This window comes from Methanospirillum stamsii (genome assembly GCF_003173335.1).
Classification (GTDB): Archaea; Halobacteriota; Methanomicrobia; order Methanomicrobiales; family Methanospirillaceae; genus Methanospirillum; species Methanospirillum stamsii.
Map to the genome: position 1 here is coordinate 1 of NZ_QGMZ01000041.1, position 15,684 is coordinate 15,684.

The window sequence follows — 15,684 nt, forward strand, 5'->3', positions numbered from 1 at the left end:
GGAACGACTCTTCTCTCGGTTATTGCTTGATATTTCTCCGGTCTTTATCGTCGCAATCGGTGCGGATGGAAAAACTATCATGATGAACCGGATGCTTCTTGATATCCTGGAGTATTCTGAAGAAGAAGTGATAGGGAAAGATTATCTGACTGCCTTTGTACCTGCAGAAGATCATGAGATGGTTTCTGATGTTTTCCGCAAAATTGTTGGCGATACCTCTACAACTCTGAATGAAAACCGGATTGTGAGTAAATCCGGAAAGATCTACCTGGTGGAATGGAGGGGAAGACCGGTCCTGAATCCTTCAGGAGAACTTGATTTCTTCGTTGGTATCGGGATAGATATCACCAGGGGAAAGAATAGATTGTGAAATATTTTCGCGAGTTTTGATCCATAATTTCATAATTCACTGTTATTTCACGAAAATTCCGGGTCTTTAACTCCTGGTCGAGAGTTTTCCCCGGGGGAAACTGCGGTCACCTATACCTCTTTGTATCTCACATGTATGAGTAACACTATGATCCAAAACAAGATCCCTATTGGCCGGTTTTCGATGATCACCCGTCTGACCTGTAAGGCACTTCGTCTCTATGACGAAACCGGTCTTCTTTCTCCATCAGCAAAGGACAGGTTTACCGGATACCGGTACTATTCACTCTCCCAGATAGAGCGTGGTGTATTGATTCGATCCCTTGTTGACCTTGGGTTTCCCCTGGCCCGGATTAATGAGATGATTGATGCCAAAACCAGCGGTGATACTGAGAAGATGAGTCAGCTCCTTGAAGACCAACGGCAACGGGTTTCTTTTGAGATAGATAGGTTACGTTCCATAGATCGCCTTTTAGAGCGTCAAAAAAAGGAGATGTTTTCAATGATTATCGCAGAACCAAAATTCAAAGATATCGAACCTCTTCGTGTCCTTTCTCTCCGGGATAAAGGAGAGTATGGAGAGATTATTACCCGGCTCATCTCCCGGTTGTGTGAATTTTTAGGATCACCTGATCTGAATGCTTCAAATTTTTCGGTAACCGGACCCTTTATGACTATCTATCATGATGGTGAATACCGGGAATTTGATGCGGATGTTGAAGTTGCAGTTCCGGTTACCGGCAGACTCCCTGATCAGATCCCGGGTATTGAGGTTAAAACGATTCCGGGAGGCAGATTTGCATCCGCAATTCATAAAGGGCCATACCAGGATGTTCATGAATCCTGGGGTAAACTGTATGAGTGGGCTGCGAACCAGGGTTATGAACCGAAAACACCGTGTAGGGATAATTACCTGAATGATCCAAACGATGTTCCGGAAGAGGAGTTGCTGACCGAGTTACTCATTCCGGTATAAATCAGTGTGATTTTCGATATCCAACTGTCATTGTAGAGATGATGGTAAGGATATTTATCCTTTATTACTGATAACAACGAAATAGTTCATTTGATTGAAGTAGTATATGCAGGGGTTTAGATAGGAATTAATTATGAAGGATAATCGGTATGTTTCACCTCCCGGAGCATTGAAATTTACAAAGAAAAAAATAACGGTTTCAGAAAAGGATATGGCTGAAGCCGAAGAGGTATTTGATACTATTACAGATAATATGAATGCGACCAGTATCGATGATAATACTCTGGATATTATCCGGATGAGAAAGAAAAACCAATCCAGTAACCCTGCTTTCTCCCATCACTAACCCTCGTTTTCTTTATATTTTTTTATGTAAACAGTTTTTTCTATTCCCGAGCATTACGTATACTCATACACAGCTCATTTGATGATCTGGTTCCCGGATAATAAATAAATATTCGATGAATAGGTATTCATTCTATCATTGGCTAACGGGACCAGTTACAGTAGATAGGTTTTACAATGTCTGATGAAGATGAGGGATCTCCGTTGATATCTATTCTCTATGTAGACGATGAAGAAGATCTTCTCATAATTGGAAAGCTCTTTCTGGAACGATCCGGTCCATTCAGGGTTGATACCGTGGCATCTGCAAAGGCTGCCCTCTCTACTTCCGCCATCTCCTCCTACGATGCCATTGTTTCTGATTACCAGATGCCTGGAATGGATGGGATTGAATTTTTAAAAGAAGTCCGGAGGCAGTATGGAGACATTCCTTTTATTCTTTATACCGGCCGGGGTCGGGAAGAAGTAGTGATTGAGGCAATCAATAACGGGGCTGATTTTTATCTCCAGAAGGGAGGTGAGCCCAAGTCGCAATTTGCTGAACTCTCACATAAAATCAGGCAGGCAGTCCGGAGAAAACAGGCGGAAAAATCTGTTCGTGAGTCTGAAAAGCGGGTGTCGGATATTATAAATTTCCTTCCTGATGCTACCTTTGCAATAAATCGGGAAGGAGAGGTAATTGCCTGGAATAAGGCTCTGGAAGAGATGACCGGTTTTTCTGGAGCCAGGTTTATCGGGAAGAAGCATTATGAATATGTGTTTGCTTTTTATTCCAGAGATCGCCCGCTCCTTATTGATCTTATTGACGAACCTGACGAGGTTATCCGTTCCTACTATCCGAAATTTTTCCGGGAAGATTCGTCTATTAGTGCCGAGACTGAAACTATTCAACTGAGTGGGAAGAAGATTTTCACTGCCATCAAGGTCTGCAGGTTATACAATCAGGAAGGGGAGGTTACCGGAGCGATTGAGACAATCCGTGACATCACCTACCTGAAAGATACTGAACGTGAACTTTTTAACAGTGAACAGCGATATCGCTCGATTGTTCATGATCAGACCGATTATGTCGCCCGTTTTACTCAGGATGGGACGGTTACGTTCATCAACGAAGCATATCGTCAGAATTTTGCTCCCTTATTGAATCTGCAGGATGTTCTTGGGAAAAATATTCGTGACCTGATGCAGATTCAGAATTTTCAGAAGGTTGAGGATTTTCTTCGAACACTCTCTGTTGAAAGTCCGGTGAGGGATATGGAACGGGAGATTCTGGCAGCAGACGGTGAGAAGCACTGGCAGTTATGGACGGTTCGGGCACTTTTTGATGAGCAGGGCGAACCTTCTGAGTACCAGGTTTCAGGCAAGGATATCACCCGTCTCAAACGGGACGAAGAAGAGATTGCTTTTAAGAATATCATATTAAAAACCCAGCAGGAAGCATCACCCGATGGAATTCTTATTGTTGATTCTGAAGGGTCTATCTTAGGATATAACAATAATTTTAAGGTATTATGGGATATCCCTGAAGATCTTTTAGAAGCCCTGGATGATGAGCCGGTTCTCCAGCATGTCTCTATGCAGCCTGCAGATAGGGATTCGTTTCTCTTCCGGGTACGATATCTGTATGAGCACCCGGATGAGAGGAGTTTTGAGGAGATTCCCCTTCGGGGCGGGAGGACTATTGAACGGTTTTCTTCTCCCATGCTTGGGCCGGACGGGAAAAATTTTGGCAGGGTTTGGTTTTTCAGGGATATCACCGAGCGAAAACGGGCAGATGATGAGATTCGGGCAGCATATGAACAGCTCTCTGCATCTGAGGAGTCGCTGCAGAGTTCTTATCAGGAACTTCTCGCCAGTAAGCAGGCCCTCCAGGATAGTGAATCCCGGCTCCGGTCTCTTATTGATAATACCGAGGAAGCCGTATCCATGGTTGATGAAGAGGGCAAGGTTATCGAATGGAATCTGAGTTCTGAACGGATATCCGGGATCCCAAAAGAAGAAGCCCTCGGAATGTATTTGTGGGATATCACCTTCCGGATGGCACCGATGCAGCATCAGGATGCAGAGCATCGGGAGGCGATTAAGCAGGCAATTCTTTCCTCATTAAAAACGGGAGTTCCGGTTTTCCTAAAACCTGAGATTATTACCGGTACACGTCCGGACGGGACCACGATTATTACCCGTCAGAGGATCTTTTCCATTAAAACAAATCAGGGATTCCGGTTTGGTTCAATCTCCCATGATATCACCGAGGAAGTACGGGCAAAAGAGGCAGTTCGGGAGAGCGAGGAGCGGTTCAGGGGGATAGCAGAGCGTTCGTCTGATTTGATTTTACTTTTTGATAGTCAGCTTCGCGTTACCTATGCTTCTCCTGCTGCTCGGACGGTTCTGGGGTATGAGCCGGAAGAACTGCTTGGAAAATCGTATGAATTTGCTATTGAAGAGATATTTGACGAGGGTAGTGATATTATTTCCCATGATGCCGATGAAGTTTTGAAAGGAGAATCAAAGGGGAAAAGGACATATGATAGGAATCTCCGGATTGTCAAAAAGGATGGTACCCGGTCATATGTAAGTATTCATGCCGTCCCGATATTTCATGATGGGGCTTTATCCGGGGCACAGGCATCAATCCGGGAGATTCCGGGTTCGGATGAGGGTGGTGAGAGCTGAGTTCTGTAATTGATAATCGTTTGATTACGCTCACATCACTTAAATTGAGTATGATAATGAAAAAATTTATAGATAATTTTTAACATCAATACCCATTTCGGAAAAATGTTTATCTCCTGTTACAACGATGGCACTCATCTCCAGTGCTGTTGCTGCAATTATTGCATCTGCTACTGATATTCCCGCTTTTTTTATTGATCCAGCTGTAAGAGCGATAGTAATAGTCACTGGAATAATTGTGAGATCTGAAGTAAGTATTGGTTGGAGACGTATGTCTGCTTCTTTTTCTCCAAAACGTTTAGTATATAAATATTTTAGTTCCGTAAGAGTAACTGTTGAAAGAAATCCTCTGGCCTGGCCCTTTTCAATCTCCTCAAATAATGTTTGTACCACATTACACCTAAGTTTCCTGATGTAAAAGAGTAATGAGTGCATGAGTATCAAAAAGAAAATTCATTGAATTATCCGTTCTTCTCTTCTTAGACTCTTTAATTCTTCTAAGAATCCGTTTTCAGAATAGATGCCCATCAGTTTTGAAATTCGGGTTTGTGGAACAATTAACAGGCCGTCCTCTTTTTCTTTAAGTATGATTGTATCACCGGTATTCAGATTGTATTTTTTGCGCAATTCTAGTGGTATGGATATCTGGCCATTATCTGAAATTTCACTGACTTCCATGAAAAATATATATTCCCCCATAATGTGTAAGGTTTTCTATAAGTATGTGAATTGCTGTGTCTCTTTTATAACACTATTCGTCACAACACCTTCATGGTTTTTTCTTGTTTTCTTATCCGGGGATATGGTGTGTTTTTTCCGGACAGAAAAATAATTGGACAGAAACAGATAATTTTTCATAATCAGACTCATATGCTATAGTATGAAGACTGCTGTTATTGCTCCAATAGGTATGAGTCCACCGGTTATCACTGAATTTATTGACGGGATTGGTGAACCGGTGTCTGATCTCGTTCTGATTGCAACCAGTCATCCACAGGTTCTGGCTGGTGTTAATCTGGTTAAGGCTGGTCTCACCCGGAAGTACCAGTGGCTTCGTATCCATGTCGAAATTCTTCCGTTTGAGGATATTGCAACTTCAAATGAAAATTTTTCTTTTATGAAAAAGGCAGTCCGGATTTTTAAAGAGGAACGTGAGAAGTTTCATTGCGACACGATTTACCTGAATGTTGCCGGTGGCCGGAAGAATATGTGTATCACCCTGGCACTGGTAGGTCAGCTGATGGGTGCTGATGGTGTGTTCCATCTGGTTAGCCATAATGTTGAATGGATTAATGAGAGGTTAGAGATGTTCCGGGCAAAAATAGGGCGTTTTGGAGATGTTTCATCTCCGGAGGAAGCGAACTCTCTCTATGAAGAGGATGTTCTTAACTATGATTCTCTTCTTTTCCCGGATAGAAAATCGTACGAGATTATCCGGATTCCAACCCTTCCTTATCCAACTGATTATCTTGGATACCTTGTTGCAGGAATGAGTGATAGGGGAGCGGGTCTTACCGGTGAAGATAAGGAACTTTTAGAAAAGAACGGGATGATTGACAGGGCAGGCTCTGTTTGCGATCTTACTCCTCATGGTGAAGCATTTTTAGAGGTGATTTTTAACCGATGAAACTTCTTTCTTTTATCGGAACCGGGAGACTGCAAAATACCCGGTATTCGTTTCGGGATCGGATGATTGAAACTCCGGTTGTTCAGGAGGCTATCTGTTCTTTTTTTCCTGTTTCGGATGTGGTTATCTTTGCCACTGAAAAAGCTGAGGGTATAAATTTTTCAGAGGTTTCAAAAAACCTTCCTGATATCAGGCTTGTTCGTGTTCCGGAGGGGAGAAGTGAGGCAGAACTCTGGCAGATTTTTCTAACAGTTGCCGGAGAGGTGGAAGAGGGGGATGAGATTATTTTTGATATTACTCATGGGTTTCGCTCTCTTCCATTCATTGCTACGCTTTCCGCTGCATACCTGCAGGATGTGAAAGGGGTGCAGTTGAAGGCTCTGCTTTATGGGGCTTTTGATGCTACGGATGATGGGGTAACTCCGATTTTTGATCTGTCCGGGTTTATCGAGATTTTTTCATGGATGGCGGGTGTCAGGTCTTTTCTTACCCATGTTGATGCCGGGGAGATTTTACGGCTTATCAAGTCCGTTACTGCAGAGTTGTATCAGGATAAGGATGCATCAGAAAGACCGGTTCATCTGAATAATTTTGCAGCCCGTCTTGATGCATTTACTTCTTCGGTCAGGTTATCACGGCCTGTTGAGGGGATTAGTTCAGCGACAGGGATTATAGAGTCTCTTCCCATGGCAGAGAGTGAGATAGCATCGTTTACTCCGGCTCTTGTTCCGTTGATAGGTAAAATTTCTGCTGTTTCCCGGTATGCTGCTCCAGATCCTGATGAAGATGATGGTATCTCCAGGGAGTACCTTGAAAAACAACTGGAAATGATTCGGTTCCAGGTAGAAAAAGGGCTTTATCAGCCTGCTGTTACTCTGGCCCGGGAATGGATGGTCTCGGTTCTGATTTTTGCAGCTGGTGACGGAAATCAGTGGCTGAGTAAAAATATTCGTGAAGAGGGTGAATGGACTCTTGGAGGAGCATCAAAAAAACTTCGGAATTCAAGATTTGATAGTACGATATATTCTGAATGGTATCTGAAACATCCATCCTGGAAGGAATGCACTGGAATCTGGGATGAGGTTTCAGGTATACGAAATGAGATTGCCCATTGCGGAATGAATGAGAAGAAACAGAAGACAAAACGGCTTGAAGCCCGGGTACTTGGAATGACCGGATCACTTCAGAGATATTTTGAGTTTTTAGTTCCCTGATTCTATTTTTTTATAGGTTTTTAAGAGATATAGGTGAAACCGGGTATCTGGTATAAGAAATACTGGTGAGGTTTCGTCCGGATAATTATTAAACAAAATCTCTCTTTCAGGGAGATTATGATGGCTACCATGTACCTGGTGATAATGGTTTTGATTATCCGGCCATGGATTTCAAAAGAGAATGATTATATCCATTTGCGACGACGTTATAAAGGAGGTACGGAAATACCCCTCGTCGATCTGATAAAGGTATCGGGAAGATGGGGGTAAGAGTGCTCCGTTCGTTAAAAGGGCAAAATTTTTGGCCCTTGCATAAGGGTTCCATAAAAAACAAGGACTGCAACATCATTTTGTATCTGTAATCATCAGGTAACATATCACCTTGCATAAGGGTTCCATAAAAAACAAGGACTGCAACGTAATCATCAGGTAACATATCACTATGGCAGTGATGACTTGCATAAGGGTTCCATAAAAAACAAGGACTGCAACGGCACAAATGGCTTTTGAACGTCCATTTTTGTAGCGCTTGCATAAGGGTTCCATAAAAAACAAGGACTGCAACGTTAGGTTGGGTCTATGACCTGACAGTTTTTTGGAACTTGCATAAGGGTTCCATAAAAAACAAGGACTGCAACTTTCTGATATTGCATCCATACCACTTTTATTCAATTCTTGCATAAGGGTTCCATAAAAAACAAGGACTGCAACGCAAAATACCGACCATAGAACAATCCTAGCCTACTACTTGCATAAGGGTTCCATAAAAAACAAGGACTGCAACATCCCGGCCTTATCAATCCACCCCAGCCCTATTCCGTCCGCTTGCATAAGGGTTCCATAAAAAACAAGGACTGCAACATGTTACTTCACATTTCCATGGTTCATGTGCAATAACTTGCATAAGGGTTCCATAAAAAACAAGGACTGCAACTTCGATACATTGAAGGATGAATTAATGGATATGCTATCTTGCATAAGGGTTCCATAAAAAACAAGGACTGCAACCACATTTTGTTTTACCTCCTTTAGAGTAGTGAGATTTTCAGCTTGCATAAGGGTTCCATAAAAAACAAGGACTGCAACCTCAGAACCATATCGACTGGTTGCGTGATGTACGTCGGCTTGCATAAGAGTTCCACAAAAACAAGGGCTATACTTAAATAACATAAAACAAAAATTTTAAAAAATTTTCGGATTATTACAGTTAAAAAAATACGATATCTGTTGTTTGGAGAGTTATAAAACAAATTTCAATGAGAAATTTATACATATTTGTATAACACAAGTATGTTAAGGAATTACTAGTAATAAGAGAGTTACATGAATCTCTTTGGAACCGGGACAAATATCATGGTTTCATGATTCTCATATATTATTTTATATCACACAAAACAATGAGATAAGAAAGATGTCTGAAGTATTTAAAGAAGGGGTGATTACTTTTGATTCTGCATCCAAAAAAGAGATATTATCATTTTTTGGGAAAACTTTGGATGAAGAAGGGTACCTTGTGGAATCTGATAATCTCTCACAAAGAGTTATTACTCCCGACTATGAAGAAATCAAATTAAGTGAATTTGCAGGAATCCGGAAAGGTTCTGAGATATATATAAAATCTGATCTCCCCTCTTTGATAATGCTCATTGACAGTTTACAATAAATGGTATTTCCAGCGATTTTAGATAAATTATCTCAGTTATTCAAAATTAGCATTAATATTGATAAATCCACGCACATTCAAATAAACAGCAATAACAAAATAACTGATAAGTATATTTTTTTTGAAGATGATAATGTTCTCTCCATCAATCTCAATCAATTATCTTCAGAAGAAAAGGAACAATTAAGGCAGATTCTTCAAAATTCTGTTGATAATGGTGTTCCATTATTAGAAGAAAATGCCCGGGAAAGAACTGAAGATATCTTTTTAAAAGAACATTCTTCTGAAGAAACGGATGTTCTCGGTTTTTTTAAAGGAAAGATCCCTGATGATGATTATACTGCTTTACGTGCCTCTCTCTATTTAAGAAGCAGATTTAAAGAACGAGCAACCAGACCGGTAATTGATGAACTTAAAATGGAGATCATTCAAAAGTATGGAAGAAGAGGAAGAAACATCAGTGATCTCTGTAGTGCCGGCTATTTTGATGCACTAAAAGAAATTGCAGAAAATCTGCATAAAAATACATTTTTAGAATTTTATGAAGAAATTGTAGGAAAAGGTGCATTTACTATTTTTGTATCTGAAAGAACAACATCTAAACAATTAATCCAGGATATCAATAAGAGAATTACAACTAATAGAAGATATGGTGGAACGGGAATTCTTCAGATACATGGAATTGGGAGAAAAAATATTGAGACGATAAAAATTGCAATGGATGATATCGAAGAGATATTTCAAAATATTACCCTGAATACCCGATTGGATAACCGGGTAATGGTTGTAACAATTAAATTCTAGTTTTAAATAAATATGGGTGGCATAGCCACTCATGGAAATATCATTCAATTATCATTTTCCAGGCAGACTTTATCTGTCATGAGATCTTTTTTCTGTTATGTCTGATCGGTCTGATCTGGTGATTAACGGGTACGGAGCCAGTGTCCGGAAGAAATCAAATCGTTTTATCATTGAAAATGAGGGAGAGAAATATGAGTTTGCCGCCTCACAAATCGGACAGCTTCTGGTAACCGGTTCAGCATTAATCTCTTCTGATGCACTGAAACTTGCTGCAGATGAAGGAATTGATCTGGTTGTCTGCACAAAAAGTGGTGATCCCTCCTGCCGGATTGTTCCTTGTCATGGAAAAGGAATTGCAACAGTCCGGAGAAACCAGATTACAGCAGCAGGAACAGAGGCCGGGTATTCCCTTGTAGCCATAATTCTTCGTGCAAAAATCCAGCATGTGGGGAGGTTTCTGAGAATCATCGGAAAAAGGCGTGAAAACCCGGATTTGATAACCGAAGGTGAGGCTGTTGAGAGAATAGCACAACAGATTCCGGAGGCCGGACTTCTAAAAGAATTATCCGAAACTCTCAGGGGGATAGAAGGACAGGCATCTCACCGTTATTTTTCTGCATTAACAGATGTTATCCCTGCAGAATTGTATCATGGTCATCGTTCTCAACACCCTGCAACAGATGTATTCAATGCATATCTGAATTATGGATATGGTATTCTCTATAATGAAGTGGAAACTGCCTGTATCCTGGCAGGTCTTGACCCCTATGCTGGTTTTTTGCATGGAGATCGGTACGGAAACAAAGCTCTTGTGTATGACCTGATTGAGCAGTTCAGACAACCAATAATCGATCACGTGGTGGTAACCCTGGCGGTGAGAGAGCAGATGGATTCTTCGGATATTGATGAGAAAGGATGGCTGGTTGCCGACGCCAGACGCCGGGCTATTACTGCTGTTATTGGAAGACTTGATGATGAACGTGATATACAGGGCAAAAAAACCAGCTTTCGATCTTTTATCCGTGACAATATCCGAAAAGCTGGTCATACCCTGTCCGGAACCGGGGTATACCATCCGCTGGACTGGCGGTGGCGATGATGCTGGCCTGGATTTTGTACGATATTACGGAGGATAAAATCCGAAACAAGATTGCAGCTCTCTGTAAGGATTATGGATTTGTAAGATATCAGAAGAGTGTTTTTTGTGGAGAGACCGAGGATCGGATCCTGAAAATTCTTGTCAGCAAGATTTCTGATGTGATGCTGGCTGCAGAAGAGAAAGAGGATAGTGTCTTGATATTTACCGTATGCGATACCTGTATGAAAAACCGGCTTGAGGTAGGGAAAAAACTGGATCCTGACTCGTTTAAAATTCCCCGATTGATCATCATCGGATAATGTGTTTAACAGATAAAAAATTCTTTTCATGTCTACAATTCATAGAGAGGCTCATTATGGAATAATAAAGATGTAAAGTCCGATTAAACAAAAATAAGGATAATTTAGGTTATAAAAATCAAAAATAAGAGTAGAATGTCGAGATTTCTACCTCTCATTTAGAAGCCCGCTATCCCCCTATCTTTTTTCAGTTGATACTTTATATGTCCGGTTAGGAGAAACGATATAACCCCTTTATAAAAACAAGCATCTTGCAGATATTGTCAAAAAAAGCGTGAATTATCTGTCTTTAGCCGGTCTACTTTTCTTCATATAAAAATAGACGTATTTTCTGAAAATATGAGCATATTGGGCTGATTTGTATAACGAAAAATCGGGAAATTTGATTTGTCAATTATATTAGTTAATAAGACAAGGAATAATACTCTTTTCAAATATCTCTCATAACCAAAACATTTTTTATGGATTAATCATATACTTCTATTGCTACTAAGTAATCATAGTGGATACTATTTTCAGTCGATATCAGATTTATTACCTCATATCGGTAAAAGAGACCTTATTTTCATGAACTGACCACTGCATCTCATTTGTTATTAATTATTTCATAGTTCATTTTGCACCAGTATATAAAGGATTGCGCAGAAGAAAATTAATTCATTATTTTCGAGATTTACATCATTATCATACTGAATTCATGAAAAAAAGGGTTTCAGGTATTTCAAAAACAAGACCTAATACTGTTTGTAGAAATATTGCCTGACTGAAAAATCTGTTTAAATTTATGATTATTTAGAAAAAGGAGGAGATATCTCTGAATGAAGGTAAAAATTCAAATGGTACCCCTTTATCGGTAATACCAGACAATCATTCACATGTGGAATCAGTTGCCCGAATTGTTGTAATGGCAGCCCTCTTCCATGATATTGGCAAATTCATGCAACGGGCGAAGATCTCTCCGGATAGCCGGTATGATAAGTATGATCAAAATGAGATCGGTTATAACGGAGCCCATGCAAAAGGAAGTGCAGATTTTGTTGCCCGTTACCTGAAGGATCCGGTGATTGAAGACCTGGTCTTATATCATCACAATCCGTCAAAGTCTTCACATCCGGATCTTGCTACCGTGGTACAGAAGGCTGACCATCTTTCATCCGCTATTGACCGGAAAGGCAGAGAGGGTACTGGAAATGTACTGGAAGAACCGCTACAATCGGTATTTCCGAGACTTCTTCAACCAGAAGGCAGTTCTGTTGAAAACCGGTATTATCCCCTGAATTCTGTTCGAATTGATAAAGGTGCATTTCCTGTTAAAAAGCAGGATCTTGGCCGATGGAATCTGGTTGATGATTACAAGGCGATGTGGAAACAGTTTATTGGAGGGATTGAACAAATCCCTTCCCCGGCACCGGTAAGTTCGGTGCTATCACTGCTTAAATTGTATACTTCATCAATTCCATCAGCAGTATATGTGAATGAACCGGACATTCCACTCTACGATCATGCGAAAACGACAGCTGCAATTGCCCACTGTCTTCTTGAAGGTGAGAAAGAAAAACCATTTCTTCTGGTCCAGGGAGATCTTTCCGGGATACAGAATTTCATATTTGCAACGGTAATCCCTGAACAGGCAAGGAAAGGTACTGCAAAGCGTCTCCGGGGCAGATCATTCTGGCTCTCCCTATTCATGGATGCGGTAGCTGAAGAGATAAAAGCAGAATGTAACCTTTTTGAACCCTCAGTGCTCTGGAACACCGGAGGAAAATTTCTTCTTCTTGTACCAAACACGAAGAAAAACCAGGAACAGATCTCCTATGTAAGCAGAAAAGTAAACGAACTGCTCCTTAGGAAATACGGTGGTCTTCTCAGTCTTGCACTGGTGATTCATCCGGTTGGTGAAGACGGGATTTTGTCATTTTCACAGGCTCTTGATGAACTGGCTGTACTAAGTAGCGAGAAGAAGAAACAGAAATTCCTGGATTGTGGACTTTGCTTTGGAGCAGAGGATGAAGTCCGGCCCTTGAGCGAGTTTTGTGATGTATGTGGTCACCCTCACAACCAGGCTCAATGTCCGGAATGTCTTCGGTTCGTAGATATCGGAACGAAAATTGCCAGAGCAAAATGGATGCTGAAAGGTGAAGGACACAGTATCAGTTTTTCTGATCTTGGACTTCGGACAAGTTACGACCTGGTGAGTTCTCTTCCGGCTGACATAAAAGCACAGGTTATTACTCTGAATAATACTAACTTGGGAGATATTCAGTTTAAAAACAGATCCGGGTGCGGGTTCATGTTTCTTGGAAACACGGTGCCTCTTGATCAAAATGATGTCCTCTCTTTTAGTGAGATGGCTCAGTTCTCAAACGGAGTTCCAAGACTTGGATACATCAAGGCAGATGTGGATAATCTTGGAAAACTCATCGCCCGAGGTCTTCCTAAAGATGACCGGACAATCTCACGGATACATACCATAAGTAACCAGCTCCAGTTCTTCTTTGCCGGATACTTAAACCAGATCTGTGATGAATTTGTGGTGTATCCTTCTCTCTGTTCCAAGTGTCTTGAACAGGTAAAGGAGAAAAAGGGAAGGGAAATTGTTCTCTTCACCGAGGTTGACGATACCGAAAAACCGGTGGAATCTACCTGGTATGAGGTAGATAAACCCTGTGAAGCATGTAAAAAGAAAGCCGTGAATTCATGTTACATTACCTATTCCGGGGGGGATGATCTTCTCATCATCGGGCCATGGGATACGGCCATCCGGCTTTCAAACCGAATTTATGAAGAGTTCAGACGGTTTACCTGTGAAAATCCAAACATTACTCTTTCTGCAGGAATTGCTATCGTATCACACCGGCTTCCGGTATCAAGAGCAGTAAATATTGCAGAAGAACTCCTCGAAGAAGCTAAAGGATACCATTCTGGCATTGTATCTAAAAATCATGTATCTCTCTTTGATGAGTGTCTGCCCTGGAGAGAAGGAATGGGTGATCGGGGATTATCGTCACTTATAGACATCACCGACCAGATGATAGATGCTGTGAATAACAAGAAAATTTCCAAAGGTATGGTTTATTCACTTCTTACTCTCTGGAACCAGACGTATGGAGATATCGTGGATATGAGCCATAAAACCAGAACTGATACCCGGTTAAGCCGCAAACGGTATCTTCCGCACCTGAAATATCTCATGAAACGCAACATCGAGGACAGGCATCGTCAGGGAGTAGAAGAACTGATAAATCCGGTTTTCCCCTGGATCAAACTTCCGGTATACTGGACAAGTCTTGCATTACGAACAGATGATAAGAAAAAAACAGGTAAGATAAGAGGTTAAATGATGACCGAAAGACCAAAATGGAATAAAGGAACAGGAAATAATTATCAGTCTAATTCACCTGGTTACAATAAAAGCTATCAAAAACCATATAAAAAAGATGTGAATGATTCTTATTTTTCAGATATAATTGAAAAGGAACTTGAAAAAATCCGAAATATAACTCATCTCTCTGAATTAAATATTAACGAAGTGACCCGGGAGAATGGGATAGCAGAAACATTAGCTAAGAGTTTCAAAGAAGACCTCAATAGTAACCAACTGAGAAAAATATTTGATACCATAATAAGTAATCAGGAACGTCTGAAAAATTATGGCTGGGAAGCAATTGAATCGGATTTTTACATGATTCGTCCGAATCTTGCCTATGCTAAAGCAAGAAATTTAATTCCGGAGGGTTTTTTCCTTCTTGTTGAATTGTGTTGTAAAAAAATTAGAGTTACTGATGATCTAAAACAAACAATAAAAAATTATGATCGTTTTGTTGAATTAATGCAAGCCATAGTGGCATATAATAAATATCATAAGAATTAGGAGTGAATCAGATGGAATTAATAAAAAATTATCTTATTCGTGGAAAAATTGTTTGTGAAACAGGACTTCATATAGGTGGTTTATCAGAAGCTCTGAAAATAGGTGGAACCGATTCTCCAGTGATAATGAATAGGATGACAAACAAGCCATATATTCCGGGTTCATCCATAAAGGGAAAAATGCGTTCATTGCTTGAGTTAAAGCACGGAAATTTATGGTTACATCCAGATGGCAAGGTTCATTCCTGTAAAGATTTGAATTGTAATCTTTGTGTATCATTTGGTCGTTCAGCAACAGATGATGTAAAAAGCGGACCAACGAGGTTAATAGTCAGAGATTCTCATCCAACTCTGGAAACAATAGAAAAATGGGATAACAATGATGACGTTCTCCATGGTACCGAAGTGAAAGGTGAAAATGTTCTCAATCGTCTTACTTCAAGTGCTAATCCCCGATTCATAGAACGTGTCCCTGCAGGTTCAGCTTTTGGTTTTGAGATGGTCTTTTCGATTTACGATCCTGCGGATGAAGACCGATTAAAACTGGTCTTTGAAGCAATGACACTCCTAGAGGATAATTATCTGGGTGGTTATGGAAGTCGTGGTTCCGGAAAGATAACATTCAGTGATATTGAACTTCTGGAAAAAATTTCTGATGATTATAAGACCGGAAAGGACTGGCATCCGTATGAAAAGGTGTCCGGAGCTGACAGCGTCCATGAGATTCTTGAACGGTTGTAACCCG

15 protein-coding genes and 1 CRISPR repeat array are annotated in these 15,684 nt (G+C 40.7%); of the genes, 13 read left to right on the top strand and 2 right to left on the bottom strand.

Annotated features, from left to right (window positions below; genetic code table 11):
* The 4 genes from DLD82_RS15365 to DLD82_RS15380 all read left to right on the top strand — a co-directional run.
* A partial coding sequence (locus DLD82_RS15365) for a PAS domain-containing protein (protein ID WP_146199828.1) occupies positions 1-370 on the top strand: 370 nt, incomplete at its 5' end.
* A gap of 147 nt (positions 371-517) precedes the next feature.
* Positions 518-1,345 carry a MerR family transcriptional regulator gene (locus DLD82_RS15370; RefSeq protein WP_181391475.1) on the top strand — a complete coding sequence of 276 codons (828 nt, stop codon included), beginning with the start codon at positions 518-520 and terminating at the stop codon, positions 1,343-1,345.
* Between the two features lie 133 nt (positions 1,346-1,478).
* Complete coding sequence (locus DLD82_RS15375) at positions 1,479-1,691, top strand: hypothetical protein (protein ID WP_109942014.1); 213 nt, start codon at positions 1,479-1,481, stop codon at positions 1,689-1,691.
* Between the two features lie 176 nt (positions 1,692-1,867).
* A complete protein-coding gene (locus DLD82_RS15380; protein WP_109942015.1) occupies positions 1,868-4,363 on the top strand; it encodes a PAS domain S-box protein in 2,496 nt (831 codons plus the stop codon).
* Positions 4,364-4,429: 66 nt separating this feature from the next.
* Here DLD82_RS15380 and DLD82_RS15385 read toward each other — a convergent pair whose 3' ends face one another.
* Together DLD82_RS15385 and DLD82_RS15390 are read right to left on the bottom strand one after the other, a co-directional pair.
* Entirely contained in the window at positions 4,430-4,756 is a 327-nt protein-coding gene (locus DLD82_RS15385; RefSeq protein WP_181391476.1) for a PIN domain-containing protein, read from the bottom strand.
* Positions 4,757-4,816: 60 nt separating this feature from the next.
* Positions 4,817-5,041 carry an AbrB/MazE/SpoVT family DNA-binding domain-containing protein gene (locus tag DLD82_RS15390; RefSeq protein ID WP_181391477.1) on the bottom strand — a complete coding sequence of 75 codons (225 nt, stop codon included), beginning with the start codon at positions 5,039-5,041 and terminating at the stop codon, positions 4,817-4,819.
* Between the two features lie 202 nt (positions 5,042-5,243).
* Between DLD82_RS15390 and DLD82_RS15395 the strand changes: the two genes are divergently transcribed.
* The 9 genes from DLD82_RS15395 to csm3 all read left to right on the top strand — a co-directional run bounded on the left by DLD82_RS15395 (position 5,244) and on the right by csm3 (position 15,680).
* A complete protein-coding gene (locus DLD82_RS15395; RefSeq protein WP_109942018.1) occupies positions 5,244-5,990 on the top strand; it encodes a CRISPR-associated protein Csx14 in 747 nt (248 codons plus the stop codon).
* Positions 5,987-7,204, top strand: a complete 1,218-nt coding sequence (gene csx2 / locus DLD82_RS15400) for a TIGR02221 family CRISPR-associated protein (RefSeq protein WP_109942019.1) — start codon at positions 5,987-5,989, stop codon at positions 7,202-7,204. The genes DLD82_RS15395 and csx2 overlap by 4 nt, the downstream gene beginning before the upstream one ends.
* A 307-nt stretch (positions 7,205-7,511) precedes the next feature.
* Positions 7,512-8,290: a CRISPR direct-repeat array (repeat unit 37 nt; unit sequence CTTGCATAAGGGTTCCATAAAAAACAAGGACTGCAAC).
* A gap of 325 nt (positions 8,291-8,615) precedes the next feature.
* Complete coding sequence (locus DLD82_RS15405; protein WP_146199830.1) at positions 8,616-8,867, top strand: hypothetical protein; 252 nt, start codon at positions 8,616-8,618, stop codon at positions 8,865-8,867.
* Positions 8,868-9,671 (top strand): hypothetical protein, encoded by an 804-nt coding sequence (locus DLD82_RS15410; protein WP_109942021.1) that lies wholly within the window; start codon positions 8,868-8,870, stop codon positions 9,669-9,671.
* A gap of 97 nt (positions 9,672-9,768) precedes the next feature.
* Complete coding sequence (cas1, locus tag DLD82_RS15415) at positions 9,769-10,770, top strand: CRISPR-associated endonuclease Cas1 (protein ID WP_109942022.1); 1,002 nt, start codon at positions 9,769-9,771, stop codon at positions 10,768-10,770.
* The gene (gene cas2, locus DLD82_RS15420; RefSeq protein ID WP_181391478.1) at positions 10,767-11,069 is read left to right on the top strand and encodes a CRISPR-associated endonuclease Cas2; all 303 of its coding nucleotides are present in this window, start codon (positions 10,767-10,769) and stop codon (positions 11,067-11,069) included. The genes cas1 and cas2 overlap by 4 nt, the downstream gene beginning before the upstream one ends.
* Before the next feature lie 877 nt (positions 11,070-11,946).
* The gene (gene cas10 / locus DLD82_RS15425) at positions 11,947-14,406 is read left to right on the top strand and encodes a type III-A CRISPR-associated protein Cas10/Csm1 (protein ID WP_109942023.1); all 2,460 of its coding nucleotides are present in this window, start codon (positions 11,947-11,949) and stop codon (positions 14,404-14,406) included.
* Positions 14,407-14,940 (top strand): type III-A CRISPR-associated protein Csm2, encoded by a 534-nt coding sequence (gene csm2, locus DLD82_RS15430; RefSeq protein ID WP_109942024.1) that lies wholly within the window; start codon positions 14,407-14,409, stop codon positions 14,938-14,940.
* 11 nt (positions 14,941-14,951) lie between these two features.
* Positions 14,952-15,680, top strand: a complete 729-nt coding sequence (gene csm3 / locus DLD82_RS15435; protein ID WP_109942025.1) for a type III-A CRISPR-associated RAMP protein Csm3 — start codon at positions 14,952-14,954, stop codon at positions 15,678-15,680.
* Positions 15,681-15,684 lie beyond the last annotated feature (4 nt).

What these genes read in the sequence shown, in the direction of transcription:
- DLD82_RS15370 (WP_181391475.1), top strand. Translation starts at nt 518, where the DNA reads ATGATCCAAAACAAGATCCCTATTGGCCGGTTTTCGATGATCACCCGT.
- DLD82_RS15375 (WP_109942014.1), top strand. Translation starts at nt 1,479, where the DNA reads ATGAAGGATAATCGGTATGTTTCACCTCCCGGAGCATTGAAATTTACA.
- DLD82_RS15380 (WP_109942015.1), top strand. Translation starts at nt 1,868, where the DNA reads ATGTCTGATGAAGATGAGGGATCTCCGTTGATATCTATTCTCTATGTA.
- DLD82_RS15390 (WP_181391477.1), bottom strand. Translation starts at nt 5,041, where the DNA reads ATGGAAGTCAGTGAAATTTCAGATAATGGCCAGATATCCATACCACTA.
- DLD82_RS15395 (WP_109942018.1), top strand. Translation starts at nt 5,244, where the DNA reads ATGAAGACTGCTGTTATTGCTCCAATAGGTATGAGTCCACCGGTTATC.
- csx2 (WP_109942019.1), top strand. Translation starts at nt 5,987, where the DNA reads ATGAAACTTCTTTCTTTTATCGGAACCGGGAGACTGCAAAATACCCGG.
- DLD82_RS15405 (WP_146199830.1), top strand. Translation starts at nt 8,616, where the DNA reads ATGTCTGAAGTATTTAAAGAAGGGGTGATTACTTTTGATTCTGCATCC.
- DLD82_RS15410 (WP_109942021.1), top strand. Translation starts at nt 8,868, where the DNA reads ATGGTATTTCCAGCGATTTTAGATAAATTATCTCAGTTATTCAAAATT.
- cas1 (WP_109942022.1), top strand. Translation starts at nt 9,769, where the DNA reads ATGTCTGATCGGTCTGATCTGGTGATTAACGGGTACGGAGCCAGTGTC.
- cas2 (WP_181391478.1), top strand. Translation starts at nt 10,767, where the DNA reads ATGATGCTGGCCTGGATTTTGTACGATATTACGGAGGATAAAATCCGA.
- csm2 (WP_109942024.1), top strand. Translation starts at nt 14,407, where the DNA reads ATGATGACCGAAAGACCAAAATGGAATAAAGGAACAGGAAATAATTAT.
- csm3 (WP_109942025.1), top strand. Translation starts at nt 14,952, where the DNA reads ATGGAATTAATAAAAAATTATCTTATTCGTGGAAAAATTGTTTGTGAA.